22 protein-coding genes, 2 tRNA genes and 1 pseudogene are annotated in these 25,110 nt (G+C 63.6%); 23 read left to right on the plus strand and 2 right to left on the minus strand.

Annotated elements, in window-relative coordinates; all coding sequences use genetic code 11:
* The 17 genes and pseudogenes from ASILVAE211_RS11560 to ASILVAE211_RS11640 form a co-directional block, all read left to right on the plus strand.
* Window positions 1-612: pseudogene (locus tag ASILVAE211_RS11560) on the plus strand (complex I 24 kDa subunit family protein); the annotation flags it as partial.
* Between the two features lie 186 nt (window positions 613-798).
* The gene (gene nuoF / locus ASILVAE211_RS11565; protein ID WP_227321644.1) at window positions 799-2,118 is read left to right on the plus strand and encodes an NADH-quinone oxidoreductase subunit NuoF; all 1,320 of its coding nucleotides are present in this window, start codon (window positions 799-801) and stop codon (window positions 2,116-2,118) included.
* 5 nt (window positions 2,119-2,123) lie between these two features.
* Window positions 2,124-4,178, plus strand: a complete 2,055-nt coding sequence (gene nuoG / locus ASILVAE211_RS11570) for an NADH-quinone oxidoreductase subunit NuoG (RefSeq protein WP_227321465.1) — start codon at window positions 2,124-2,126, stop codon at window positions 4,176-4,178.
* A gap of 9 nt (window positions 4,179-4,187) precedes the next feature.
* Complete coding sequence (nuoH, locus tag ASILVAE211_RS11575; RefSeq protein ID WP_227321466.1) at window positions 4,188-5,192, plus strand: NADH-quinone oxidoreductase subunit NuoH; 1,005 nt, start codon at window positions 4,188-4,190, stop codon at window positions 5,190-5,192.
* A gap of 48 nt (window positions 5,193-5,240) precedes the next feature.
* Window positions 5,241-5,729, plus strand: coding sequence for an NADH-quinone oxidoreductase subunit NuoI (gene nuoI, locus ASILVAE211_RS11580; protein WP_227321467.1), 489 nt, complete (start codon window positions 5,241-5,243; stop codon window positions 5,727-5,729).
* A gap of 12 nt (window positions 5,730-5,741) precedes the next feature.
* Window positions 5,742-6,470: an NADH-quinone oxidoreductase subunit J gene (locus ASILVAE211_RS11585; RefSeq protein WP_227321645.1), complete on the plus strand. Its 729-nt coding sequence runs from the start codon at window positions 5,742-5,744 to the stop codon at window positions 6,468-6,470.
* A 1-nt stretch (window position 6,471) separates the two neighbouring features.
* Window positions 6,472-6,780: an NADH-quinone oxidoreductase subunit NuoK gene (nuoK, locus tag ASILVAE211_RS11590; protein ID WP_227321468.1), complete on the plus strand. Its 309-nt coding sequence runs from the start codon at window positions 6,472-6,474 to the stop codon at window positions 6,778-6,780.
* A 3-nt stretch (window positions 6,781-6,783) separates the two neighbouring features.
* Window positions 6,784-8,706, plus strand: coding sequence for an NADH-quinone oxidoreductase subunit L (gene nuoL / locus ASILVAE211_RS11595; protein ID WP_227321469.1), 1,923 nt, complete (start codon window positions 6,784-6,786; stop codon window positions 8,704-8,706).
* Window positions 8,707-8,711: 5 nt separating this feature from the next.
* Window positions 8,712-10,274 carry an NADH-quinone oxidoreductase subunit M gene (locus tag ASILVAE211_RS11600; protein ID WP_227321646.1) on the plus strand — a complete coding sequence of 521 codons (1,563 nt, stop codon included), beginning with the start codon at window positions 8,712-8,714 and terminating at the stop codon, window positions 10,272-10,274.
* A complete protein-coding gene (gene nuoN / locus ASILVAE211_RS11605; RefSeq protein WP_227321470.1) occupies window positions 10,274-11,698 on the plus strand; it encodes an NADH-quinone oxidoreductase subunit NuoN in 1,425 nt (474 codons plus the stop codon). The genes ASILVAE211_RS11600 and nuoN overlap by 1 nt, the downstream gene beginning before the upstream one ends.
* The gene (locus tag ASILVAE211_RS11610) at window positions 11,695-12,480 is read left to right on the plus strand and encodes a biotin--[acetyl-CoA-carboxylase] ligase (protein WP_227321471.1); all 786 of its coding nucleotides are present in this window, start codon (window positions 11,695-11,697) and stop codon (window positions 12,478-12,480) included. Before nuoN ends, ASILVAE211_RS11610 begins: the two co-directional genes overlap by 4 nt.
* Before the next feature lie 6 nt (window positions 12,481-12,486).
* A complete protein-coding gene (locus ASILVAE211_RS11615; RefSeq protein ID WP_227321472.1) occupies window positions 12,487-13,296 on the plus strand; it encodes a type III pantothenate kinase in 810 nt (269 codons plus the stop codon).
* 17 nt (window positions 13,297-13,313) lie between these two features.
* Entirely contained in the window at window positions 13,314-14,966 is a 1,653-nt protein-coding gene (locus tag ASILVAE211_RS11620) for a ribonuclease J (RefSeq protein WP_227321473.1), read from the plus strand.
* Window positions 14,967-15,175: 209 nt separating this feature from the next.
* Window positions 15,176-15,250: transfer RNA gene (locus ASILVAE211_RS11625), tRNA-Val, on the plus strand.
* 290 nt (window positions 15,251-15,540) lie between these two features.
* Complete coding sequence (locus tag ASILVAE211_RS11630; RefSeq protein WP_227321474.1) at window positions 15,541-16,281, plus strand: response regulator transcription factor; 741 nt, start codon at window positions 15,541-15,543, stop codon at window positions 16,279-16,281.
* Window positions 16,282-16,359: 78 nt separating this feature from the next.
* Window positions 16,360-16,449: transfer RNA gene (locus ASILVAE211_RS11635), tRNA-Ser, on the plus strand.
* A 732-nt stretch (window positions 16,450-17,181) separates the two neighbouring features.
* Window positions 17,182-18,603 carry a Hint domain-containing protein gene (locus ASILVAE211_RS11640; RefSeq protein WP_227321475.1) on the plus strand — a complete coding sequence of 474 codons (1,422 nt, stop codon included), beginning with the start codon at window positions 17,182-17,184 and terminating at the stop codon, window positions 18,601-18,603.
* A 69-nt stretch (window positions 18,604-18,672) separates the two neighbouring features.
* Here ASILVAE211_RS11640 and ASILVAE211_RS11645 read toward each other — a convergent pair whose 3' ends face one another.
* Window positions 18,673-19,503, minus strand: coding sequence for an oxidoreductase (locus ASILVAE211_RS11645; protein WP_227321476.1), 831 nt, complete (start codon window positions 19,501-19,503; stop codon window positions 18,673-18,675).
* Window positions 19,504-19,611: 108 nt separating this feature from the next.
* Between ASILVAE211_RS11645 and ASILVAE211_RS11650 the strand changes: the two genes are divergently transcribed.
* Window positions 19,612-20,580 (plus strand): LysR family transcriptional regulator, encoded by a 969-nt coding sequence (locus ASILVAE211_RS11650; RefSeq protein WP_227321477.1) that lies wholly within the window; start codon window positions 19,612-19,614, stop codon window positions 20,578-20,580.
* Here the strand turns inward: ASILVAE211_RS11650 and ASILVAE211_RS11655 are convergent.
* Window positions 20,532-21,410 carry an NmrA/HSCARG family protein gene (locus ASILVAE211_RS11655; protein ID WP_227321478.1) on the minus strand — a complete coding sequence of 293 codons (879 nt, stop codon included), beginning with the start codon at window positions 21,408-21,410 and terminating at the stop codon, window positions 20,532-20,534. The genes ASILVAE211_RS11650 and ASILVAE211_RS11655 overlap by 49 nt on opposite strands.
* Window positions 21,411-21,526: 116 nt before the next feature.
* On the opposite strand from ASILVAE211_RS11655, the gene ASILVAE211_RS11660 reads away from it, so the two are divergent.
* The 5 genes from ASILVAE211_RS11660 (at window position 21,527) to ASILVAE211_RS11680 (ending at window position 25,090) form a co-directional block, all read left to right on the plus strand.
* Window positions 21,527-22,411 (plus strand): LysR family transcriptional regulator, encoded by an 885-nt coding sequence (locus ASILVAE211_RS11660; protein ID WP_227321479.1) that lies wholly within the window; start codon window positions 21,527-21,529, stop codon window positions 22,409-22,411.
* Between the two features lie 76 nt (window positions 22,412-22,487).
* A complete protein-coding gene (locus ASILVAE211_RS11665; protein ID WP_227321480.1) occupies window positions 22,488-22,934 on the plus strand; it encodes a MarR family winged helix-turn-helix transcriptional regulator in 447 nt (148 codons plus the stop codon).
* A gap of 25 nt (window positions 22,935-22,959) precedes the next feature.
* A complete protein-coding gene (locus tag ASILVAE211_RS11670) occupies window positions 22,960-23,523 on the plus strand; it encodes an isochorismatase family protein (RefSeq protein WP_227321481.1) in 564 nt (187 codons plus the stop codon).
* A gap of 2 nt (window positions 23,524-23,525) precedes the next feature.
* The gene (locus ASILVAE211_RS11675) at window positions 23,526-23,855 is read left to right on the plus strand and encodes a hypothetical protein (protein ID WP_227321482.1); all 330 of its coding nucleotides are present in this window, start codon (window positions 23,526-23,528) and stop codon (window positions 23,853-23,855) included.
* The gene (locus tag ASILVAE211_RS11680) at window positions 23,852-25,090 is read left to right on the plus strand and encodes an MFS transporter (protein ID WP_227321483.1); all 1,239 of its coding nucleotides are present in this window, start codon (window positions 23,852-23,854) and stop codon (window positions 25,088-25,090) included. Before ASILVAE211_RS11675 ends, ASILVAE211_RS11680 begins: the two co-directional genes overlap by 4 nt.
* Window positions 25,091-25,110 lie beyond the last annotated feature (20 nt).

Below are 25,110 nucleotides of genomic sequence, written 5' to 3' on the forward strand. Positions count from 1 at the left end.
ATGAGCTCTTCACACGTTGCCGAGGTTGCGGAGCCGGCAAGCTTCGCGTTCGATGCCGCAAGCCTCGCCGAGATCGAGAAAATCCTGAAGCGCTATCCGCCCGAGCGGAAGGCGAGCGCCGTTATTTTCCTGCTCTATGAAGTGCAGAAGCAGATGGCGCGCCAGACCAATAGCGGCTGGGTGCCGCGCGTCGGTATGGATGTGGTCGCGGCCATGCTCGATATGGCGCCGATCCGCGTCTATGAGGTCGCGACCTTCTACACGATGTTCAACCTCAAGCCGGTCGGCCGCTACCATCTACAGGTCTGCACGACGACACCCTGCTGGCTGCGTGGCTCGGACGAGGTCGTGGCGGCCTGTTTCAAGAAAACCGGCCTCTCGCATTTCGGCGAAGTGAGCGCGGACGGGCTGTTCAGCATGGCCGAGGTCGAATGCCTGGGCGCCTGCGTCAATGCGCCGATGATGCAGGTCAATAACGAAAACTATTACGAGGATCTCGACGGTCCGCGCACGGAAGCACTGCTGGATGCTTTTCGTCGTGGCGAGCCGCCGGCCGCAGGCCCGACGATCAATCGTCTCGGCAGCCAGGCCGAGGGCGGCCCGACGACACTGACCCATGCCGGGGAATTCTGGTCGCCGGAGAAATATGCCGTGGTGAAGCGCGAGCGCGCGGAAGCCGCTGCGAAGGCGGCCGCTGAAGCCGAGGCCGCTGCCGCTGCGGCCGCTGCTAATCCGCCCGCCGCCGATGGCGCGGCCAAGCCTGCGGGAGCGTAAGCCATGACGGTCGAAGGCCCCAAGATGCTGGAAGACAAGGATCGTCTTTTCACCAATATCCACGGCCAGCGGGACTGGTCGCTGGACGGCGCGCGCGCCCGTGGCGACTGGGACGGCACGGCCGAGATTCTCGGCCTCGGTCGTGGCGCGATCGTGGATGAGATCAAGGCCTCCGGCCTGCGCGGCCGTGGTGGCGCCGGTTTCCCCTCCGGCCTGAAATGGTCCTTCATGCCGAAGGATCGCGGCAATAAGCCGGCCTATCTCGTCGTCAATTGCGATGAGAGCGAGCCCGGCACCTGCAAGGACCGCGAGATCCTGCGCAACGAGCCGCATAAGCTGGTGGAAGGCTGCCTCATCGCGGGTTTCGCGATGGGTGCGACGGCCGCCTATTGCTATCTGCGCGGCGAATACTGGTTTGAATATACGCGCCTCCAGGCGGCGGTGGAGCAGGCCTATGCGGCCGGGCTTCTTGGCAAGAACGCCGCCGGTTCGGGCTATGATTTCGACGTCTTCGTGCATCGCGGCGCCGGCGCCTATATCTGCGGCGAAGAGACGGCGATGCTGGAAAGCCTGGAAGGCAAGAAGGGCATGCCGCGCTCCAAGCCGCCCTTTCCGGCGGCGATGGGCCTGTATGGTCTGCCCTCCACCGTCACCAATTGCGAGACGGTGGCGGTCGCCCCCACCATCATGCGCCGTGGCGCCAAATGGTTCGCGAGCTTCGGCCGCGACAAGAACCAGGGCACCAAGCTTTTCGCGATTTCCGGCCATGTGAACCGGCCCTGCACCGTCGAGGAATCGATGGGCATCACCATGCGCGAATTGATCGAAACTCATGCCGGCGGCGTGCGTGGCGGCTGGGACAATCTGCTGGCGATCATTCCGGGCGGCGTTTCGGTGCCCATGATCACCAAGGACATGGCCGAAAAGGCGCTGATGGACTTCGACAGTTTGCGCGAAATGCGCTCGGGCCTCGGCACCGGCGCCGTCATCGTCATGGATAAGTCAACCGATCTGATCAAGGCCATTGCGCGCATCTCGGCTTTCTACAAGCATGAAAGCTGCGGCCAGTGCACGCCCTGCCGCGAAGGCACGGGCTGGATGATGCGGATCATGAACCGCATGGTCGAAGGCCGCGCCGAGGTCGATGAGATCGATATGCTGGAGCAGGTTACCCGGCAGGTCGAAGGCCATACGATCTGCGCGCTGGGTGACGCGGCCGCCTGGCCGATCCAGGGGCTGATCCGGCATTTCCGCCCCGTGATGGAGGAGCGAATCGCGGCCTATAAGGCATCGCGCGGCGCTTCCCCCACGGCCACGCAACCCATGGCGATCGCGGCGGAGTAGCACCGATGACCAAGCTGACCATCGACGGTATCGAGGTTGACGTTCCCGCGGGCTTTTCCGTGCTGCAAGCGGCGGAAGCCGCCGGCAAGGAAATCCCGCGCTTCTGTTTCCATGACCGCCTGTCCGTCGCCGCCAATTGCCGCATGTGCCTGGTGGAAGTGGAAAAGGCGCCGAAGCCCGTCGCCTCCTGCGCTTTCCCGGTGGGTGAGGGCATGGTGGTGAAGACCGACAGCCCCCTGGCCCGCAAGGCGCGCCGGGGCGTGATGGAATTCCTGCTCATCAACCATCCGCTGGATTGCCCGATCTGCGATCAGGGCGGCGAATGCGATTTGCAGGATCAGGCCATGGCCTATGGCCGCGACCATTCCCGCTATACCGAGGACAAGCGCGCGCAGCGCGACAAGGACTTGGGTCCGTTGGTCCGCACGGTGATGACGCGCTGCATTCAATGCACGCGCTGCGTGCGTTTCGCAACCGAAATCGCCGGCGTGCCGGAACTGGGCGGCGTTTCGCGCGGCGAGAATCTGGAAATCACCACCTATGTTCAGAAGGCGCTGTCTTCCGAACTCTCCGGCAATCTGGTCGATATCTGCCCGGTCGGTGCGCTGACCTCCAAACCCTATACCTTCTCGGCGCGGTCCTGGGAGTTGAAGAAGACCGACAGCATCGACGTCATGGATGCGGTCGGTTCCGCCATTCGCATCGATACGCGCGGGCCGCAGGTCATGCGCATCCTGCCGCGCCTGAATGAGGACGTGAACGAGGAATGGCTGGCCGATAAGTCCCGCCATATCGTGGACGGGCTGACCCGCCGCCGCCTGGACAAGCCCTGGCTGCGCGTGAACGGCAAGTTGCAGGTGGCGACCTGGGAAGAGGCTTTCCTGGCCGTCGCCGCGCGGCTGAAGGATGTCGCCGGTGACCGCATCGGCGCGCTGGCCGGTGACCTGGCGGATGCCGAAAGCATGCTGGCGCTGAAGGATCTGCTGGCCTCGCTCGGCTCGAAGAATGTCGACGCCCGTCAGGGTGGTGCTGCCTTCGATACCAGCCGTCGCGACTTCTACCTCTTCAACAGCACCATCGCCGGCATCGAAGAAGCCGATGCGGTTCTGCTCATCGGCACCAATCCGCGCCATGAGGCGCCGATCCTGAACGCCCGCATCCGCAAGCGCTGGCGCCAGAACCGTCTGCCGGTCGGCGTCATCGGCCAGGCGATCGATCTCACCTATCCGTCCGACATCATCGGTGCGGGGGCTGACACGCTGACGGCGCTGCTGTCGGGCGACCATGCTTTCGCCGAAGTTCTGGCGGGTGCCGCCAAGCCGATGATCGTCGTGGGCGAGGGGGCTTTGCAGGGACCGAATGGTGCCGCCGTTCTGGCCGCCGCCTGGGCGCTGGCCGAAAAGGTCGGCGGTTTTGTCGAAGGCTGGCACGGTTTCAACGTGCTGCACCGCGCCGCCGCCCGCGTCGGCGCGCTCGATCTCGGCTTCGTGCCGACGGCGGGTGCCAAGGGCTGGGCCGAAATGGTCTCCGGCGGTGTGGACGTGCTGTGGCTGCTGGGCGCCGATGAATTCGACGCCAGCGCCATCGCGCCGGAAACCTTCGTCATCTATCAGGGCCATCACGGCGACCGGGGCGCGGCGCGCGCCGATGTCATTCTGCCAGGCGCGGCCTATACCGAAAAGAGCGGCACCTACGTCAATACGGAAGGCCGCGTGCAGCAGATCCAGCCGGCGACCTTCCCGGTCGGCGACGCCAAGGAAGACTGGCGCATCCTGCGCGCCTTCAGCGCGGTGATCGGCAAGACGCTGCCCTATGACAGCATCGCCGCCCTTCGCCAGCGCCTTGTCGCCGTCAACCCGGTCTTCGGAACGGTCGATAATTTCACGCGACTGGCAACGACGGATACGGCCGGCCCTGCCAATCTCGGCCAGTCCGTCAGCGACCTGCCTTTCGGCAATACCATCGCCGATTATTACCAGACCGACCCGATCAGCCGCGCGAGCCCGACCATGCAAGCTTGTACCGAGACCTACGTCCCCGTCCTGCAGGCGGCGGAGTAAGAGACGGTCATGGGTTTCTTCTCCACCATCCTGGGCCAGATCATTCTCGCGGCCCTCGAAACCTTCGCGGTGCTGGTGCCGCTGCTGATGATCGTGGCCTATGCCACCTATGGCGAACGCCGCGTGATGGCGGCGATGCAGCTGCGCAAGGGGCCGAATGTCGTCGGTCCCTTCGGCCTGTGGCAGCCCTTCGCCGACGCCATCAAGATGGTGATGAAGGAAACCATCGTGCCGACCGGCGCGAACCGGGTTCTGTTCCTCATCGCGCCGCTGCTGACATTCGGCCTCGCCATGGTCGCCTGGGCGGTGGTGCCGACCGGCAACCATCTCGCGGTCGCCAATATCAATGTCGGCATTCTGTATCTGTTCGCGATCAGCTCGCTCGGCGTCTACGGCATCATCATTGCCGGCTGGTCGTCCAATTCCAAATACGCCTTTCTCGGCGCGCTGCGCTCGGCGGCGCAGATGGTCAGCTACGAAGTCTCCATCGGCTTCGTCATGGTCTCCGTCCTGCTTTGCGTCGGCAGCCTGAATTTGAACGACATCGTGCGCGCGCAGAACGGGCTGTGGTTCTTCATCCCGCTTTTCCCGATGTTCATCGTCTTCTTCATCTCGGGCCTGGCGGAATGTAACCGCGTGCCTTTCGATCTGGCGGAAGGTGAAAGCGAAATCGTGGCCGGCTTCATGGTGGAATATTCCTCCATGACCTACGCCATGTTCTTCCTCGGCGAATACGCGAATATGACGCTGATGAGCGCCATGACCTCCATCCTCTTCCTGGGTGGCTGGATGTCGCCGGTGCCGTTCCTGGCCTTCATCCCGGGACCGATCTGGCTGATCCTGAAGATCTGCTTCGTCATGTTCGTCTTCATCTGGGTGCGCGCGACCTTCCCGCGCTTCCGCTACGACCAGCTGATGCGGCTGGGCTGGAAAGTCTTCCTGCCGCTGTCGATCGGCTGGATGGTGCTGACGGCCTGCGCGCTCGAAATCTTCGGATGGCTGCCCCATGGCTGAGTTTCATACGGTCACCATGGCTGCGACGACGAAAAGGGGAATGGAATAATGGGTGTCCTCGACCGTGCGGCGCGCAGTCTGCTGCTGACGGAACTCGTCGGCGGCATGGCGATCACGCTTCGCTACATGTTCAAGCCGAAGGTGACGATCAACTATCCCTTCGAGAAGGGCCCGCTATCCCCGCGTTTCCGTGGCGAACACGCGCTGCGCCGCTATCCCAATGGCGAAGAGCGTTGCATCGCCTGCAAGCTCTGCGAGGCGATCTGCCCGGCCCAGGCCATCACCATCGAGGCCGAACCGCGTGAAGACGGCAGCCGCCGCACCACGCGCTACGACATCGACATGGTGAAATGCATCTATTGCGGCCTCTGCGAGGAAGCCTGCCCGGTGGATGCCATCGTCGAAGGCCCGAATTTCGAATACGCGACCGAAACGCGCGAGGAGCTGCTTTATAACAAGGACAAGCTTCTTTCGAACGGCGACCGCTGGGAGCCGGAACTCGCGCGGCGCCTCGAACTAGACGCCCCGTACCGGTAACAGCGCGCCATGATCTTCGCTCAAATCTTCTTCTATCTCTTCGCCGCCATCCTCATCGTCTCCTCGGTGATGGTGGTGACGTCCCGGAACCCGGTTCATTCCGTGCTGTTCCTCATCCTGTGCTTCTTCAACGCTGCCGCCCTGTTTTTGATCGCGGGGGCCGAATTTTTGGCCTTCATCCTGATCATCGTCTATGTCGGCGCCGTCGCCGTGCTGTTCCTGTTCGTGGTCATGATGCTGGACATCGACTTCTCGGAATTGCGGGCGGGCGTGCAGCGCTACGCGCCCATCGGCGCCGTGGTCGGTATCATCCTGCTGCTGGAACTGGTGATGGCGGTGGGTGGTTGGAAGATCGCCCCGGCCGCCGCCGGGCTGCGCATGACGCCGATGCCCTTCGGCATCAGCAATACGGATGCCATCGGCCGCATCCTCTACACGCAATATGCCTTCCTGTTCGAAACCTCCTCGGTCGTGCTGATGGTCGCCATGATCGGCGCCATCGTGCTCACGCATCGTGAACGCACGCGCTCCAAGAGCCAGAACATCGCACGCCAGAACGCCCGCCAGCCGGCGGATGCGCTGACCATGATGGATGTGCCGATCGGCGTCGGCGTGAAGCAGCTTGGCATCCTGCGTCCTGACGCGGCCCGCACCGACCCGGCGCTGACCGCGCCAGGACCGAAGGTGACGCTGCCGGAAGGCGACGCCGTCGCCGTGACCCACAAGCCGGGAGCGCATTGATATGCCCATCGGTATCGGCCCCTATCTGGTCGTCTCCTCCATCCTGCTGGTGGTGGGCATCTTCGGGATCTTCATGAACCGGAAGAACGTCATCACCATCCTGATGTCGATCGAACTCATCCTGCTCGCCGTGAACCTCAACTTCGTCGCGTTTTCCGGCGAATTGCATGACCTCACCGGGCAGATCTTCACGATGTTCGTGCTGACCGTCGCCGCCGCCGAGGCGGCCATCGGCCTCGCGATCGTCGTCACCTACTTCCGCAACCGCGGCTCGATCGCGGTCGAAGACGTCAATCTGATGAAGGGCTGAGACGTGATCTTCGCTATTGCCGTCTTCGCACCGCTCTTCGGCTCGCTGATCGCGGGTCTGTTCGGTCCTTGGCTCAAGGACCAGGGCGCTCAATTCGTCAGCATCCTCGGGATGCTCATCGCCGCGGTCTGCGGCGTCATTTCCGGCGTGCATCTGCTGTCGGGCGCCGGGCATCCGACGACGATCGCCATCGCCGAATGGCTGCATGTCGGCGGTTTCCAGGTCGACTGGGCGCTGCGCTACGACAGCCTCTCGGCCGTCATGGTGCTGATGGTGACGGTGGTCGCCACCCTGATCCACATCTATTCCATCGGCTATATGCATGGTGACCGCTCGGTCCCGCGCTTCTTCTCCTACCTGTCGCTGTTCACCTTCGCGATGCTGATGCTGGTGACGGCCAATGACCTCGTCCAGCTCTTCTTCGGCTGGGAAGGCGTGGGTCTCGTCTCCTACCTGCTCATCGGCTTCTGGTATGAGAAGCCTTCGGCCAATGCGGCGGCCATCAAGGCCTTCGTCATGAACCGCGTCGGCGACCTCGGCTTTGCGCTTGGCATCGGCCTGGTCTTCTTCCTCTTCGGCTCGGTCCGCTTCCCGGACATCTTCGCCGCCGTGAGCGCGCAGAGCCATGCCGTCTACCATTTGTTCGGCACGGATCTGCACGCCCTCGACGTGATCGGCATCCTGCTCTTCATCGGCGCCATGGGTAAGTCGGCCCAGATCGGTCTGCATCCGTGGTTGGCGGATGCGATGGAAGGCCCGACGCCGGTTTCCGCCCTCATCCACGCGGCCACCATGGTCACCGCCGGCGTCTTCCTGATGGTGCGCATGTCGCCGCTATTGGAATATGCGCCCGTGGCGCTGGCGGTGGTCGGCGTCATCGGCGGCACCACGGCGCTGTTCGCCGCGACGATCGGCTGCGTGCAGACCGACATCAAGCGCATCATCGCTTATTCCACCTGTTCGCAGCTCGGCTATATGTTCGTGGCGGTCTCGGTCGGCGCCTATCAGGCCTCGATCTTCCACCTCATCACCCATGCCTGCTTCAAGGCGCTGCTGTTCCTCACCGCCGGTTCCGTCATCCACGCGATGTCGGGCGAGCAGGACATCCGCAAGATGGGCGGTCTCGCGAAGCTCATTCCCTATACCTATGTCATGATGTGGATCGGCAGCCTGGCGCTGGCCGGAATCCCGCCGCTGTCGGGCTATTTCTCGAAGGACGCCATCGTCAACGCCGCCTTCATGGGCCATGGCGGCGGCTATGCCTGGTTCTGCGTCGCGGCCGCCGCCTTCCTGACGGCTTTCTATTCCGGCCGCCTGCTGCTGCTGACCTTCCACGGCAAGCCGCGCGGCGACGATCATGTCATGAGCCATGTCCATGAAAGCCCGCTGGTGATGACCGGCCCGCTGTTCCTGCTGGCCCTTGGCGCCATCTTCGTCGGCGGCGTCTTCGCGCATGACTTCATCGGCGCGGACCAGGCGAAGTTCTGGAACGGCGCGATTTCGGCCATCAACCATCCGTCGATCCTGCTCGATATCGACAAGACGCCTTTCCTGATCGAAATCCTGCCGACCGTGCTGGCCGTCCTCGGCTTCGTGCTGTCCTATGTGATGTATGTCGCCAAGCCCGAACTGCCGGCCATGCTGGCGACGCGCTTCGCGCCGATCTACCGGCTGCTGCTCAACAAATACTATTTCGATGAACTCTATGACGTCATCTTCGTGAAGCCCTATCACGCCATCGCCCGCGCGATCTGGCATGTGGGCGACGAGGATATCATCGACGGTATTCCGCGGGGCGGGGCGGGTCTCGCGCGCTTCTCGGCGGGTGGCGTCGGCCGTCTGCAAAGCGGTTCGCTGGCCCAATACGCCTTTGTCATGCTGATCGGGCTCGTCGTCCTGATCACCGTCTTCCTGATCTTCCGGTGAGCACGATGAACCAGGCCGGTTTCCCCCTGCTGTCTCTGCTCACCTTCCTGCCGCTGGCGGGCGTGGTGGTGCTGTTCTTCCTTCGCGGCGATGAAGAGTCGGTTGCTCGCGCCGCGCGCTGGACGGCGCTCTGGACCAGCCTCATCGTCTTCGTTCTCAGCCTCGTTCTGTGGTTCGATTTCGACAAAAGCTTCGCGGGCTTCCAGTTCCAGGAGGTCATGTCCTGGCTGCCGCAATATGGCGTCTCCTACCGCATGGGCGTGGATGGCATCAGCGTTCTGTTCGTCCTGATCTCCACCGCACTGACGCCCATCGCCATTCTGTCGGCCTGGAAACAGGGCGGGGCGCGGGCGCGCGAATACATGATCGCCTTCCTGGTGCTGGAAACCACCATGATCGGCATCTTCAGCGCGCTCGATTTCATGCTTTTCTTCGTCTTCTTCGAAGCCGTGCTGATCCCGATGTTCGTCATCATCGGCGTCTGGGGCGGGGAACGCCGGCGCTATGCCGCCATCAAGTTCTTCCTCTTCATGTTCGCGGGCTCCATGCTGATGCTGCTCGGCCTCATCGCCCTCTGGGTGCATGACGGCACCACCAGCATCCCCGACATGCTGCGCATGCCGCTGCCGCCGCACATGCAGTTCTGGCTTTTCCTGGCCTTCTTCGCCGCCTTCGCGGTGAAAATCCCGATCTGGCCGGTGCATACCTGGCTGATCGACGCCCATAACGAGGCGCCGATCGCGGGTTCGGTTCTGCTCGCGGGCGTGCTGGCCAATATGGGTGGCTACGGCTTCCTGCGCTTCTCGGTGGCGCTGCTGCCGCAGGCCTCGCAGTATTTCGCGCCCTTCATGTTCACGCTGGCCGTCGTCGCCATCATCTACACATCGATCGCGGCCCTGGTGCAGCGCGACCTGCTGAAATTCTGCGCCTATTCCTCGGTCGGCCATATGGCCATCGCGGTGGTCGGCATCTTCACTTTCTCGGTGCAGGGCATCGAAGGCTCGCTTTTCCGCATGCTGTCCCACGGCTTCATCACCGCCGCTTTGTTCATCTGCGTCGGCGTGCTGATGGACCGCACGCGCAGCCAGAGCATGGACGGTTTCGGCGGCCTGGCCCGCAACATGCCCTTCTACGCGCTGCTGTTCATGATCTTCGCCATGGGCACCGTCGGCCTGCCGGGCACGGCCGGGTTCATCGGCGAAATCCTGGTCATCGTGGCCGCCCTGAAGGTCAATTTCTGGCTGTCGCTGCTGACCGGCACGACGCTGATCCTGAGCGCCATCTATACCTTGGTCATGTATCGCAAGGTCATCTTCGGCGGGCTGGAACGGCCCGAGCTGAAGGTGCTTGCCGATATCGGCCCGCGTGAAATCGTCATGCTGGTGCCGCTGGTGATCCTGACCATCTGGATGGGGATCTATCCCTCCAGCTTCTCCACCTTCTTCGATGCGACGGCGAATGCCATGGCCCAGGCCCATACGGTGGCCCTGGCCGGCACGCCCGCGCATCTGGCTTCGGCGGCAGGCACTCTCGCCCCGAGCAGCGTTCCGGCCGGGGGGGCCAACTGATGAACTGGCTGATCGCTCTCCCCGAACTCGCGCTGTCGCTATGCGGGCTCGCCATCATGATGGCCGGTGTCTTCGCGCCCAAGAAGCACGCCTTCCAGCTGTCCAGCATGCTGTCGCTCGGCGCCCTGCTGGGTGTCGGCGGCCTGGTTCTGGTCTCGCCGACCGGCTTGGGCTTCGGCGGCCTGTTCATCGCCGATGCCTTCAGCCGCTTCGCGCAATTGCTGATCCTGGCCGGCGCCGGCCTCGCCATCATCCTGTCGCTCGACTTCAATGAGCGGGAGGAGGGACTGGCGCGGTTCGAATTCCCGATCCTGATCCTTTTCGCCTCCAGCGGCATGATGATCATGGTGGGTGCCACCAATCTCATGACCCTCTATCTGGGGCTGGAATTGCAGTCGCTCGCCCTTTACGTGGTCGCCGCTTTCGCCCGCGACAGCCTGAAATCCTCGGAAGCCGGCCTGAAGTATTTCGTCCTCGGGTCGCTTGCCTCCGGCATCCTGCTCTATGGCATGACGCTGACCTACGGCTTCTCGGGCAGCACGGATTTCATCCATATCGCCCGCGCGCTGGTTACCAGCACGCCGTCGGTCGGCCTCGTCATCGGCATGGTCTTCGTGCTGGTCGGCATCGTTTTCAAGATCGCTGCCGTGCCCTTCCACATGTGGTCGCCGGATGTCTATGAGGGCGCGCCGACATCCGTGACGGCGCTGTTCGGCTCCGCGCCGAAAGTGGCGGCGATGGCGATGCTGATCCGCGTCATGGCCTGGCCCTTCGGGCATCTGTTCGTGCAGTGGCAGCTTCTGATCGAAATCATCGCCATCGCCTCGCTGATCCTCGGCGCGCTGGCGCCGCTGGTGCAGACCAATATCAAGCGCCTGATGGCCTATTCCTCCATCGGCCATGTCGGCTACGCGCTGATGGGTCTGGCCGCCGGCAACGGCAATGGCATCAGCGCCATGCTGGTCTATCTCGCCACCTATATCTTCATGACGCTCGGCGCCTTCGGCATCATCATCGCCATGCGCCGCCAGGGCCGCTCGGTGGAGAAGATCACCGATCTTGCCGGTCTCGGCCGCCATCATCCCGGCCTTGCCATCGCCATGACCATCTTCATGCTCAGCATGGCCGGCGTGCCGCCGCTGTCCGGCTTTTTCGGCAAGCTTTACGTCTTCCTGGCGGCAATCCAAAGCGGGCTGTGGCTGCTGGCCGTGATCGGCGTCATCACCAGCGTCATCGGTGCCTATTACTACCTGCGCATCGTCAAGCTGATGTATTTCGATGCGCCGGAAGCGGCCTTTGACCATCCGGCACCGTCGCTGTCCTTCGTCGTCGCGCTGACCGGGGCGGTGACGCTGCTGTTCATTCTGGTGGCCGGTCCCGTCACCACCGCGGCGCAGGCCGCGGCCATGGCCCTGTTGGGGTGACAGCAAGCCCCTCGGCGGTTCCGCTTCAGCTTGCCCGGGGGTATCGGCTCGAAGAAGTCCAGCTGATCCCCTCGACCTCGGATGCCTGCGTCGCCCGCGCCCATGCGGGCGCCGAAGATGGGCTCGCCATTCTGGCGCTCGCCCAATCCGCCGCGCGCGGCAGTCGCGGGCGCAGCTGGAGCGCGCCGCTCGGCAATCTTTATCTTTCTGTCCTGCTGCGGCCGCGCAATGCGGCCGAGGCCGGCGGCGCCGGCCAATGGGCGCTGCTGGCCGGCCTTGCCTTCGTTGAGGCGCTGGCGGCTTTCGACACCGAACCCGATCTGCTGACCGTCAAATGGCCGAATGACGTGCTGCGCGACGGTGCCAAGCTGGGCGGCGTGCTGGTCGATGCCGGCATGAGTCCTGACGGGCTGGACTGGCTGGTGATCGGCGTCGGCGGCAATCTGGCGGTGGCGCCGGTGGTGGCTGGCCGGCGCACGGCCGCCCTCCGCTCGCGCACGGATGCCCCGCCCACACCCCGTGACGTTGCGGCCATCTTCATCGCCCGCATCGACCATTGGCGCGGCCTATTGGCGCAAACCGGCTTCGGGCCGATCCGCGCGGCCTGGCTGGAGCGGGCTCACCCCATCGGCACGCCGATCACGGTGCGCGACGCACGCGGCGACAGCATGGCCGAAGGTCTCTTCGCCGGACTATCCGAAACCGGCGAGTTGTTATTATCCATGGGCGCAACAATACGCGCCATTTCCACCGGCGACGTACTTTTGGGGCAGGGAGGCTAATCGGCCATGCTTCTGGTGATCGACGCCGGGAACACGAATATCGTCATGGCCATTCATGACGGCAAAGGCTGGCGGGGCGACTGGCGCATCTCGACCGATGCGCAGCGCACCTCGGACGAATATGCGGTCTGGCTGATGACCTTGATGCGCCATTGCGGGCTGGAGCCGAAATCGGTAACCCGGGCCGTCATCGGCATCGTGGTGCCGGCGGCGCTCTATCACCTGCGGCGTCTCTGCCGCGAGTGGTTCGAGGTCGAGCCGATGATCGCCTCGGCCGAGCTCGATTGGGGTTTTGAGATCCGCAGCGATTCGCCGACCGAAGTGGGGGCGGACCGTCTGCTGAATACGCTGGCCGCCCATCACATTTACGGTGGCCCCTTGGTGGTTGTGGATTTCGGAACGGCCACCAATTTTGATGTCGTGGACCAGGATGGGAATTTTATCGGCGGGATCATCTCGCCGGGCGTCAATCTGTCGATCGAGGCTTTGCACCGAGCCGCGGCGCGTCTTCCGCGCATTGCGATCGGTCGGCCTCAGGTGGTGATTGGACGTTCGACGGTACCCGCCATGCGGTCCGGTATTTTCTGGGGCTATGTCGGCATGGTGGAGGGGCTTGTGGCCCGCATCCGTGGCGAGCTGGGTGTGCCGATCAAGGTGATCGCGACCGGCGGCCTCGCTCCGCTTTTTGCCGAAGGCACCGCTATTTTCGAATCGATTGACCCCGATCTCACGCTGGAAGGGATGCGCTTGTTGGCGCTGCGCAATTCCGCTCCCAGCCTGCCGAAGGACTGGAAGCGCCATTCCACAGGAGATTGACCAAGGATAAGGGCCTAATGACCAATTATGACGACGATCTTGCTTTCCTCCCGCTCGGCGGGACGGGCGAGATCGGCATGAACTTGAACCTCTACCGCTGCAATGGGCAGTGGTTGGCGGTAGACTGCGGCCTGGGCTTCGGCGGGCCGGAGCATCCCGAAGTGGATGTCATGGTGCCGGACGCGAGTTTCATTGCCGAGCGGCGCGACAAGCTGCTGGGCCTTGTGATTACCCATGCCCATGAAGACCATCTCGGCGCCGTCGCCTGGCTGTGGCGCGGGCTGCAATGCCCGATCTACGCCACACCTTTCGCGGCCGCCGTTCTGCGCCGCAAGCTGACGGAAGCCGGACTGCTGGCCGAAGTGACGCTGCATGTCGTGCAGCCGGGCAGCACGCTGGCCCTCGGCGATTTTTCGATCGAATTCGTCTCCATGGCGCATTCGGTGCCGGAAGCGCAGGCGCTGGCCATCACCACGCCCTATGGCGTGATTTTGCATAGTGGCGACTGGAAGCTGGACCCGGACCCGGTCGTGGGTCCGGTGTCGGACGAAGCGACGCTGAAGCGCCTGGGCGACCAGGGCGTGCTGGCCATGGTCTGCGATTCGACCAATGCGCTGGTCGAAGGCCATTCCGGGTCCGAGGCGGAAGTCCGCCGCGCGCTGCCGGAACTGATTCGCAATCTGAGCGGGCGAGTGGCCATCACCTGTTTCGCGAGCAATGTGGCGCGGCTGGAAAGCATCGGCCTGGCCGCCAAGGCCGTCGGCCGCCAGGTGGCGATTGCGGGGCGCAGTCTGCGCAATATCGAGGCAGCGGCGCGCGAATGCGGCTATCTGGCCGACGTGCCGCATTTCCTCAGTGAGGACGCGGCGGCGGATGTCCCGGATGATCGTCTGCTGCTGATCCTGTCGGGCAGCCAGGGCGAGGCGCGCAGCGCCATGTCCCGCGTGGCGCTGGATACCCATCCGCGCATCGCACTGGGGGAGGGCGATACCGTCATCTTCTCCAGCCGCGTCATTCCGGGGAATGAGCGGGCGGTCGGGCTGGTGCAGGACAATCTGGTCCGCCGTGGCGTGCGGCTGATGACGGATAACGACCATATGGTTCATGTCTCCGGCCATCCGGCTCGGGACGAGCTGCGGCGGATCTATGCCCTGGTGCGGCCGAAATATTCGGTGCCGGTGCATGGCGAATGGCGCCATCTGACGGCCCATGCGGGTCTGGCCGAGGAAGCCGGCGCCAAGCCGCTGATGCTGGAAGATGGCGACATTCTGGAACTCGCCCCCGGTCGCCCCGCGATCATCGACAGCGCGCCGGTCGGCCGTCTGGCGGTGGACGGCAACCGGCTGGTGCCGATGTCGGGCGGCGTGCTGGCGGCCCGCCGGCGCATGCTGTTCAACGGTGTCGTTATCGGCAGTCTGGTGGTGGATGAGCAGGGCCGTATTCGCGGCAATGCGCAAATCAGCGCGCCGGGCCTTTTCGATGCCGAGGATCCCGAGCGGGTGCGTATGGAAGCCGAATTTACGGCCGCCGTCGCTGACCTGCCGGCACCCCTGCGGCGGGACGATTTCGCGCTGGCGGAATCGGCCAAGGCGTCGCTGCGCCGGACGGTGGGCAAGCGCGTGCAGAAGCGTCCGCTGGTCGATATCCATCTGATGCGGATCGCGGGTTAAAGGGCGTTTCGCGGGCGTTCGGACGGCGGGCGGTGAGACCCTGGCCGGCCCGAATCGCCCGCGGAGTCGCAAAACTTGCAGTGCCTGCCGGTTGGACTTCCGCAAACCGCGCGGCGCAGAGCCGATCCCCGGACGAAGAGGGGCTTGATTGTGACAGCCCTCTTGCAGCCTCCGGCAACTGCGGTTAGGAAGACGTCCATCGGAACCGTGGGCGCATAGCTCAGCGGGAGAGCACCACCTTGACACGGTGGGGGTCACAGGTTCAATCCCTGTTGCGCCCACCACGGTTCTGATCATTTCCCCAAAATCGCTATCGCGCTGACTGTTAAAACGCTGCATCCTCCGGTTGCAGCTTTTTGCGTTTGAGCCGTGTCGTCGTTTGTCAGTTTATTGCGATCACGAATTCGTGAGCGCTATGAAGCGATGCTCAATAAATTGCGTCGTCATCGTAACAATAGGCTGTGTTTAGAGGTTTCTTGCCTTTACCCTAATGATGCAGCCTGGGGTTGCGCCCGTTATTGACGAATACACGCATAGGTAGCACCATTGGCTTACAACCATAGGATGTAGGCCAATGCGTGTCCTCCTCGTTGACAATGACGTGCAAGCGGTGACGACAACCCAGCGGGCCCTGAAATCGACCGGGGCGGTGCTGGAACATGTCGAGACCGGGGAAGAAGCCTTCCAGCTCGCCAAGCGCTACGACTATGACGCGCTGGTCATGGACCTGATTCTGCCCGACACGGATGGGTATGAGGTCATCCGCCGGCTGCGGTGGAGTTCCGTCGGTGTGCCTATCCTGGTTCTGTCCAGTCTCACGCGGCCGCAGGCGAAGGTGAAGGCCTTCTCCCTGGGCGCGGATGACTTTCTGGCCCGCCCCTTCGATGACGCCGAGCTGGGCGCCCGCATCCAGGCTTTGGTGCGTCGGTCCAAGGGGCTCAGTCATTCGCGCATCGGGCTCGGGTCCACCGTCCTCGATATGGATTCCAACATCGTCACCGTGCATGGCAAGACCGTGCATCTGACCGAGAAGGAATATCGCATCCTGGAACTGCTGTTCCTGCGCAGCGGCAGCATCGTCGCCAAGGAATCCTTCCTCAACCACCTCTATGGCGGCAATGACGAGCCTGACATCAAGATCATTGACGTCTTCGTCTGCAAGCTGCGCCGCAAGCTGAGCCAGGCCGGGGCAGGGGATGTCATCACCACTGTCTGGGGGCGTGGCTATATCGTGCGCGACGTGGGGGCGGCGACCCACGCCCTTGGCCGCGCCATGCCGCCCGATCTCAGCAGCCAGGGCGTCGCATTGGTTTAGAAACAGCGGATAAGCGCGATTTGCGGCCCGGTGGCACTGGCGCTGGGACGCAAGGCGCACTAGTTTGCGGCCGACCGCGGAGAGGTGGCCGAGCGGTTTAAGGCAGCGGTCTTGAAAACCGCCGTGCGTGTAAGCGTACCGTGGGTTCGAATCCCACCCTCTCCGCCAAATCTCTCATAAATCCAGATTGCTCTTGGGCCGCCCTGGCGAGACGTCCCGTCTGCGGACCGAAGGGTCATGCGAATGGCTTTGCCGCGACAGGCGCACGGCACGCCACATGCCCGGAGACCTGCCGTGTTCCTGCCGATCCTGCGGTAGCACTCACGCAAACGCGAGACTCGTTGCTGATCCATAAAGACGATTTCGTGATCGGGCTTTAAAAATAATCAGACAAAAAAATGTTGCCCGGTCAATCGGCTTAGTTGATGTGGTCAGCGCCTAGTGCGGCGGACTAGGCCGTGAGATTAGAAAACTAAGCGGCCTGGAAGATAACTCCTTCAGAATTATTTGTAATCCATTGATTTAACGTCAAAAACCGCTCGCAAATAAAATGCGCAGTAAATAATCGGGACTAGGTCTCAATCGACAGAATTAGTCATGTAAAGAACCGATATTGGCTCATCGAAAATATCGCAAAAAATGGCCGGATAAATCGATAAAAAACTAACAAAAACATATTGTTAAAAAAAAGAAGAACCGATTTTTATGACTGAATTTTGCAAAGTCATCACTCTGGTTTTGAAAGTAGAAAGCAATTGACCATGCTTTGTTAATCTTATTACGGTCCCACTCAGAGCGATGTCCCCGAGAAATTCTGCTTAGGAAGCGGGAGAAATCGCACACCCACGTGCTGCGTCAGACATCCGTTTCTTAATCGCCGATTTCGCATGGAGAGCTGGGATGAGTTACAGTAATGCTAATGGTGTGACCTATGCGGTTGGTCTGCCTTACTTTCCGCCTCTATCTCTCGTCACATTCACCAACGTAACCATTACCGGCAGCTGGGAAGACAATGTCTATCCCATCCCGACAACCAACGTCATCACGACATCCGAGAATATATCGGGCCTTCTCGCGGCACTCTCCACCTTTGCGATCGTTCCGACCGTTGTGGACACGGTGACTTTCACGATCGGTTTGGCTAATACCTTCCATGTCGGTGGTGAACTCGATTTCAGTTCCGTCGTCGGCGCATTGGGGAATGTCTTCGATATCGACGGCGGTGATGTCAAAAACAGCGGCCTCGTGACCGCCCTTGGCACTGTCACGGCCAATATCGGCAATGGCGGCACATTCGATGTCGGCGCGACCGGCCTGTCTCTGCTGACGGGCGTGAGTGTGAATTTCGAGAATACCGGCGGCACAACCACGGGCGGTACTTTCATCGTCAACGGTTCCGGTGGTGGCATCGCTATTCTGACGGCACAATCCATCACGGGTTTCGTCAATGCCAGTGACAAGATTGAATTCGAAGGCCTCACCACGCCGGTCACCAGCTACACCGTCAGCGCGTCGGTGCTCGGCCAGCAGACTGTGACGCTGTACGGCGGTGGCGCGGATGGCACCGGTGAGATTGCAAGCTTCACGGTGGGCACGCTTGCCGCTCCCAGCACGCTCCATGTCGGAACAACCTCGATCAATCCGGGTTCGGGAAATCCCGATACCGGGTCACTGGTCTTCTCGGCCAATGCCGGCGGCATCACCGTTGGCGCGGACGTTACCGGTGACTCGATCCTCTGCTTCCTCGACGGCACCATGATCCGCACGTTGGACGGCGAGCAGGCCATCGAAACCTTCGAGATCGGCGATCTGGTGGTAACATCCAGCGGCAAGGTGGAAGAGATTCGCTGGATTGGCATCAGCACCAATTCCGCCAAAGGCCGCGACCCGCTGAACGTTCTGCCCATCCGCATCCGCGCGGGTGCGCTCGGTGACAATCTGCCGCTGCGCGACCTGCTGGTTTCGCCCGATCATGCGCTGCTGATCGACGGTGTGCTGGTGCAGGCGGGCGCTCTGGTGAACGACCTCTCCATCACCCGCGAATACGACGTGCCGGAGACCTTCACCTATTACCATATCGAACTGTCCAGCCATGAACTCATCCTGGCCGAAGGCGTCCCGGCCGAGACCTTCGTGGACAATGTCAGCCGCATGGCCTTCGACAACTGGGCGGAACACGAAGCGCTGTATGGTGATGCGCCGATCGAGGAAATGGATCTGCCGCGTGCGCAATCGGCACGTCAGGTGAAGCCTCTGACGCAGCATCGACTCATGGCTCGCGCCGAAGCCCTGTTCGGCGTGCCGATGAAGATCGCCGCCTGACGCAAGTCGCCTGACTGGCTCTGCCACGGAACCGGCGACCGCAGAGACGCGGCCGCCGGTTTTGTGCTGTCAAGCCTGAGGATAGTCGGTGCTGAGCGTCACCGCTTCCCAGGCGTCGATTTCGGCGGTGACCGCCGCCAGCTTCGCCCGCGCGCGGCGCAGCGCGTCCGACCCCAGCAGCAGGTTCAGCGGTGGCGTGGCACTATCCGCCAGCGTCAGCAGCGCCTTGGCGGCACGGTCCGGGTCACCGATCTGCTGCCCGGCCATGCCGTCCATATAGGCCAGCGCCTTGCCCACGGTCTCGGCATAGGTCTCGCCCAGGCCCGCGCCGCTGCGGCGGATGGAATGGTCGGACAGGAAATCCGTGCGGAAGGCGCCGGGGGCCACGGCGGTGACGGTGATGCCGAAGGGCGCGACTTCCTGCGCCAGGGCGGCCGACAGACCCTCCACCGCGAATTTCGCGCCGGCATAGAGGCCGGAGGAGGCCATCGGCGCGCGCCCGGCGATGGAGGTGACGTTGATGATGTGGCCGGCTCCCTGCGCCCGCAGATGCGGCAGCGCCGCGCGGATCAGCTGGAAAGGGCCGAAGACATTGACGGCAAACAGCCGCGCCACTTCCGCGTCTGTCGCTTCCTCAACCGCGCCCAGCAAGCCGTAGCCCGCGTTGTTGACGATGACGTCGATACGGCCGAGCAGCGCGAAGGCGCGGGAGACCGTCTCCGTCACCGATGCCCCGTCGGTGATTTCCAGCGGCAGGACGTGAAGCTTGCCCGCGCCGGTGGCGATATCCGGCTGGCCTTCGCGCACCGTGCCGATGACGGTATCGCCACGGGCCAGTGCGGCCTCTGCCAGCGCTTTGCCCAGGCCCCGGCCGATGCCGGTGATAAGCCATGTCGTCATTACCCATCTCCTTGAAGAACTGGATGGGAGATAATCCTGCCGCGAGACGGGATAATCGGTGATCTGCTACACGGGTTGCTTAGCTGAACTTATGAATGGAAGCGGCCCATGGTTCTGCCGGCAGATTACGGTGCCTTGCGCGCCTTTACGGCGGTGGCCGAGACCCTGAGCTTCGCCCGCGCGGCCGAAACTTTGGGCGTGTCATCCTCGGCGCTGAGCCAGACCATTCGGGGGTTGGAGGATCGCGTGGGCGCGCGGCTGCTCAACCGCACCACGCGCAGCGTCTCGCTGACAGAGGCCGGCACGGTGTTGTTGCAGGAGGCGAGGCCGGCGATCGCGGCGCTGGCCGCGGCCTTCGGCCGTGCCCGCCATACCGACGGCAGCCCGGCGGGCATCGTCAAAATCCATGCCTTCCGCATCGCGGCGGATATCTTCCTGCTGCCCATGCTGGCCCGGTTTCAACGGGACTTCCCGGACATTGTGCTGGATATCACGCTGGACGATGCCGTCATCGATCTGGTCGCCGCCGGTTTCGATGCCGGCATCCGGGTGGGCGAGGTGATCGAGCGTGACATGGTGGCGGTGAAGCTGGGCGAGGCCATCCGCCAGATCGCCGTGGCCTCGCCGGCCTATATCGCGGAAAAGGGCCGGCCCGAGAGCCCGGCCGATCTGCTGCATCACCGCTGCATCAATTGGCGCTGGCCGGGCAAGACCACGATCTACGACTGGGAATTCTGCGAGAATGACCGCTGGTTTTCGGTCGCGGTGGACGGGCCTCTGATCGTCAATAGCCGCGCCTTCGCGGTGCAGGCGGCGGCCAGCGGCGTCGGCATCGCCTTCGTCAAGGATTCCGACGCGGCGGCGCTGATCGCGGACGGTCGGCTGGTGCCGCTGCTGGAAGAATGGTCCGCCCCCTTCGAAGGGTTTTATCTATGCTATCCGCAGCAAAGGCACATGGCGCCAGCCTTGCGCGCCTTCGTCGACGCCGTGACGGCGCCGACGAAGAGGCCAACCGCCCGGCCAGACGGTCAGCCCTTGGCCCAATGGAGCGCCGCATCGGCGGCGAAGCCTTTGTAGGAGCGCGGGGCGTGGCCCAGCAGGGCGGTCAGCCGCGCTATATCCTGTGCTGTCGCCACTGCCCCGTCCGACTGGTAGCGCGCGAACATCAGGCGCATGTCCAAGGCGTGCCAGGCAGGCAGCATGCCACGCATCCGCTGTTCCATCGCCCCCAGATCGTCGCCGGCATAGCGCACGGCGCGCCCCAGCAGGCCGGTCCAGATCGCGGCGATGCCTTCGCCCGTCAAAGCATCCGGACCGGCGAGTTCGTAGATTTCGCGGCCGAGCGGCGCAGGGGATCGGTCGCGCCGCACCAGTTCGATGGCTGCGGCCTCGCCGATATCGCGGATATCGACCATGGAGACGCCAAGGCTGCCGATGGGCGAGCCATAGACGCCGGCCTGCAGCAGCGCGTCCTTCTGACGCAGGTCGTTCTGGATGAAATAGGCCGGGCGCAGAATGGTCGCCGGCAGGTCCAGCGCCGCGATCATCCGTTCCACGGTGAACTTGCCGGCGAAATGCGGCACGTCGGCATAGGCCTCGCCCCGCATCACCGACAGATAGACGATGCCGGTGACACCGGAATCTTTGGCGACCGTCAGGGCCAGCATAGCCTGGGTCAGCTCGTCGGGGACATTAGGGGCCAGCAGGAATAGCGTGCTGACGCCCGCCATAGCCGCACGCAGGCTGTCGACATCGGCGAGATCGCCGCGAACGGCCTTGGCCCCTTTGGGCAGTATCGCGCTATCGGGCGACCGGGTCAGCGCCCGCACCTCGCTGCCTGACGATTGCAGATTGGCCAGGACCTGGGCGCCGATCGTGCCGGTGCTGCCGGTAACAAGAATGGTCATTGGGTTGCTCCTCCGAATGCGGGCAAAGCTGCTCGCTGGGTAGACAATTAGCTGTTCCGATTTTCGATAGAAGGCGGCAAAATAGAGACGGAACGTCTCAAAATCGGAACACCGTAATGAATCTCGATGCTCTGACCGATTTCAATCTGGTGGCGTCCCACGGCGGATTCGGGCGTGCCAGCCGGCTGTCCGGCCGATCCAAGGCCACGCTGTCGCGGCGCGTGGCCGAACTGGAGCAGAGCCTGGGGGTCAGGCTGATCGAGCGCGGGTCGCACAGCCTGCGCCTGACCGATGAGGGCCGCAGCCTGCATGACCGGACGGAGGGTCTGCTGGCTGAGATCGCCGAAGCGGGGGAGGCCGTGGTGCTGGGTGCGGCGACCCCGCGTGGCCGCCTCCGGGTCAGCGCGCCGGTGGTCTTCGCCCATGTCGCGCTTGGCGCCATCGCCGCCCGTTTTGCCCTGGCCTATCCGGACGTGCAGTTGGAGATCACGGCGGAGGATCGTCAGGTCGATCCGGTGGAGGACGGCTATGACCTTATCATTCGCATAGATCCAGCGCCGGATGAAACCCTGGTCGGCCGCTGTTTCCTGCATGACGAGCGGCTGATCGTGGCGCCCTTGGGCCAGGTCATGCCGCAGGATGATGGAGCTGCGGTGCGGGCCGTGCTGCTTTCGGCCAGCACGCCGGGCCAGGTCTGGCGCATCGCGGCCGACGCGGGCGGGGCGCTTGCCATGCGCCCCGAGCCGGTGCTGCGGCTCTCGTCTTTACTCATGGTGCGGGAGGCGGTTCTAGCCGGCGCCGGCGCCGCTTTGCTGCCGAAACTGCTGGTGGCCAAGGATATTGCCGCCGGCCGTCTTGCGCTTTGGGGCGTCCATGCCGGGCCGCCCGTCGAAATTTGGGCCCTGCAAAGCTCGCGCAGGCTGATCGGCGCCAAGGTTCGCGCGTTTCTCGATCTGCTCGACAGCGCCTTTCCCGGCAAGGTCTTCTCACCGGCATCTTAGAATTTAACTGTGAAGCCTATCTACAAAGATTAACTTGGAAGTTTACCTTCGTACTGCTCTAACGGCAGGCATGAGCATGCCTGAAGCCGATAGCCAGCCCGATCTGGCCGCCATCCTCGCCAGCGAGCTGCGCGCCATTGCCAGCAAGCTGAAGCGCCGCCTGCGCGATCAAGCGGGCAGCGGCGACCTCACGCCCTCGCAGGTCGCGGTCGTGCTGCGGCTGGAGAAAGACGGGCCGACCACGGTTTCGGCCCTGGCGCGCGCGGAGGGGATGCGCCCGCAATCCATGGGTGCGGCCATCGCGCCGCTGGAGGCGGCGGGGCTGGTGGAGGGCAGGCCGGACCCGCATGACGGGCGGCAGACCATCCTGTCGCTCTCCGATCAATGCCTTGCCCTGCTGCGGGACGGCCGCGCCGCCCGGCAGGACTGGCTGACCCGCACCATCGCCGCGCGGCTCTCACCGGGTGAGCAGAAAACCCTCGGCATCGCCGTCGATCTCCTTAAGCGGCTGGTCGATGACTGATCACAGATAGAGAAGGAGGCGGCCTATGCCCGTCACCACACTGGATAAGCAGACGGCCCTCATCATCGTCGATTTGCAGAAGGGCATCGTGGAACTGCCGCTGCTGCACCCGATTGCGGGAATCCTGGCCAATGCGCGCCTTCTGGCCGATGCCTTTCGCGCAAAAGACCTGCCGGTTGTGCTGGTTAATGTCGACGGCAGCGCGCCGGGGCGGACGGAGCGTCCACGCCCGGCACAGATATGGCCGGAGGGATGGACCGATTTCGTGCCCGAACTCGGCCAGCGCCCCGGCGATATCGTGGTGACGAAGCGCAGCTGGGGGGCTTTCGCGACGACCAACCTGGATGCGCGGCTGACGGCGCTTGGCGTGACGCAGGTCGTCATTCTTGGCATCGCGACCGGTGGCGGTGTGGAGGCCACGGCCCGACAGGCGTACGAACAGGGTTTCCATGTCACGCTGGCGATAGACGCCATGACGGATCGGCGGGCGGAAGCGCATGACTATTGCCTGACCCATGTCTTTCCGCGCCTGGGCGAGACAGCAACCACGCAGGCGATCATCGACCTGCTGAACACCAGGAACGTTTGATCATGCTCGAACCTCATGTTCTGGCCTATTTCTTTGGCGGCGTCTTTCTGGCCAATGCCGTGCCGCATGGCGTCGCCGGGCTGATGGGACGGCCCTTTCAGTCGCCCTTCGCCAAGCCGCGCGGGGAGGGGCTTTCCTCCTCCACCGTTAATATTCTTTGGGGTTTCGCCAATCTCGTCGCGGGCTATCTTCTCATCTGCCGCGTGGGAAACTTCAATCTCCGTGACACCTCTGATGTGCTGGCGCTGGCTCTGGGTATTTTGGCGCTGTCGCTTTTTGCCGCCCGGCATTTCGGCCGATTCCATGGCGGCAACAGGCCAGAGCGCGCGTGAGCGCGGCGCGCGGCGGCACCTTCCGTTCTCTGCGGGTCCATAATTACCGGATTTGGGCGGCGGGTGCGCTTGTCTCCAATATCGGCACCTGGATGCAGCGCACGGCGCAGGCCTGGCTGGTGCTGACGCAACTCACGCATCACAATGCCTCGGCCGTCGGCGTCGTCATGGCGCTGCAATTCGGCCCGCAGCTTCTGTGGCTGCCCTGGACGGGTTCGGCCGCCGACCGCTTCGACAAGCGCCGGCTGCTGATGGCCACGCAGGCGGCGATGGGTCTGCTGGCGCTGGCACTCGGCCTGCTGACCGTCACCGGTCATGTCCGTCTCTGGCAGGTGGACGTCTTTGCCTTCCTCTTCGGCTCCGCCGCCGCCTTCGACGCGCCGGTGCGGCAGACCTTCGTGGGTGAACTGGTGGGAGAGCGTGACCTGTCAAATGCGGTCTCGCTCAATTCCACCTCCTTCAATGCGGCGCGCATGATCGGACCGGGCCTGGCCGGACTTGTCATCGCCTCCGTCGGCACCGGCTGGGCTTTCCTGATCAACGGACTGTCCTTCGTCGCCGTGCTGATGTCGCTCAAGCTGATCCGCGTCGGCGCGTTGCACCTGCAAGCGCGGGCGCGGCGCGGGCGTGGAAGCTTTGTCGAGGGGCTGCGCTATGCCTGGGCGCGGCCGGACCTGCGCGCCATCCTGCTGCTGCTCGCGCTGATCGGCACCTTCGGCCTGAATTTCACAATCTATATCGCCACCATGGCCGTGCGGGTCTTTCATACCGGCGCCAATGGTTTTGGCTGGCTAACCTCCGCCATGGCCATCGGCACCATCAGCGGTGCTTTGTTCAATGCCAGCCGGGAGACAGCCCGCTTCCGGTCGCTCCTCGTCGGATCGGCGTTTTTCGGCATCGGCTGCCTGGCGGCCGCACTGTCGCCCGGCGTTTGGTTTTTCGCAGCCTGCCTAGTTGTCATTGGTGTCGCGGCGCTGACACTGACCAATACGACGAACAGCCTGATGCAGCTGTCGACCGAACCCGCGATGCGCGGCCGGGTGATGGCCTTGCGCGTCGGCATTGCGCTGGGCGGCACGCTGGTCGGCGCACCGGTCGTCGGCTGGGTGGCCGACCATTGCGGGCCACGCTGGGCGCTGGGTGTCGGTGCCGCGTCCGGTTTTGCGGCGGCGATTGTCGCGGCCCATGCACTCATGCGCAGGGTGCATCACCAGCCGCAAAGTCCGGCGATTTAAGGGCTGGCGGCGCTGCGCGA

This window comes from Acidisoma silvae, assembly GCF_020618775.1.
Lineage (GTDB): Bacteria > Pseudomonadota > Alphaproteobacteria > Acetobacterales > Acetobacteraceae > Acidisoma > Acidisoma silvae.

What these genes read in the sequence shown, in the direction of transcription:
- nuoF (WP_227321644.1), top strand. Translation starts at nt 799, where the DNA reads ATGCTGGAAGACAAGGATCGTCTTTTCACCAATATCCACGGCCAGCGG.
- nuoG (WP_227321465.1), top strand. Translation starts at nt 2,124, where the DNA reads ATGACCAAGCTGACCATCGACGGTATCGAGGTTGACGTTCCCGCGGGC.
- nuoH (WP_227321466.1), top strand. Translation starts at nt 4,188, where the DNA reads ATGGGTTTCTTCTCCACCATCCTGGGCCAGATCATTCTCGCGGCCCTC.
- nuoI (WP_227321467.1), top strand. Translation starts at nt 5,241, where the DNA reads ATGGGTGTCCTCGACCGTGCGGCGCGCAGTCTGCTGCTGACGGAACTC.
- nuoK (WP_227321468.1), top strand. Translation starts at nt 6,472, where the DNA reads ATGCCCATCGGTATCGGCCCCTATCTGGTCGTCTCCTCCATCCTGCTG.
- ASILVAE211_RS11600 (WP_227321646.1), top strand. Translation starts at nt 8,712, where the DNA reads ATGAACCAGGCCGGTTTCCCCCTGCTGTCTCTGCTCACCTTCCTGCCG.
- nuoN (WP_227321470.1), top strand. Translation starts at nt 10,274, where the DNA reads ATGAACTGGCTGATCGCTCTCCCCGAACTCGCGCTGTCGCTATGCGGG.
- ASILVAE211_RS11615 (WP_227321472.1), top strand. Translation starts at nt 12,487, where the DNA reads ATGCTTCTGGTGATCGACGCCGGGAACACGAATATCGTCATGGCCATT.
- ASILVAE211_RS11620 (WP_227321473.1), top strand. Translation starts at nt 13,314, where the DNA reads ATGACCAATTATGACGACGATCTTGCTTTCCTCCCGCTCGGCGGGACG.
- ASILVAE211_RS11630 (WP_227321474.1), top strand. Translation starts at nt 15,541, where the DNA reads ATGCGTGTCCTCCTCGTTGACAATGACGTGCAAGCGGTGACGACAACC.
- ASILVAE211_RS11640 (WP_227321475.1), top strand. Translation starts at nt 17,182, where the DNA reads ATGAGTTACAGTAATGCTAATGGTGTGACCTATGCGGTTGGTCTGCCT.
- ASILVAE211_RS11645 (WP_227321476.1), bottom strand. Translation starts at nt 19,503, where the DNA reads ATGACGACATGGCTTATCACCGGCATCGGCCGGGGCCTGGGCAAAGCG.
- ASILVAE211_RS11650 (WP_227321477.1), top strand. Translation starts at nt 19,612, where the DNA reads ATGGTTCTGCCGGCAGATTACGGTGCCTTGCGCGCCTTTACGGCGGTG.
- ASILVAE211_RS11655 (WP_227321478.1), bottom strand. Translation starts at nt 21,410, where the DNA reads ATGACCATTCTTGTTACCGGCAGCACCGGCACGATCGGCGCCCAGGTC.
- ASILVAE211_RS11660 (WP_227321479.1), top strand. Translation starts at nt 21,527, where the DNA reads ATGAATCTCGATGCTCTGACCGATTTCAATCTGGTGGCGTCCCACGGC.
- ASILVAE211_RS11665 (WP_227321480.1), top strand. Translation starts at nt 22,488, where the DNA reads ATGCCTGAAGCCGATAGCCAGCCCGATCTGGCCGCCATCCTCGCCAGC.
- ASILVAE211_RS11670 (WP_227321481.1), top strand. Translation starts at nt 22,960, where the DNA reads ATGCCCGTCACCACACTGGATAAGCAGACGGCCCTCATCATCGTCGAT.
- ASILVAE211_RS11675 (WP_227321482.1), top strand. Translation starts at nt 23,526, where the DNA reads ATGCTCGAACCTCATGTTCTGGCCTATTTCTTTGGCGGCGTCTTTCTG.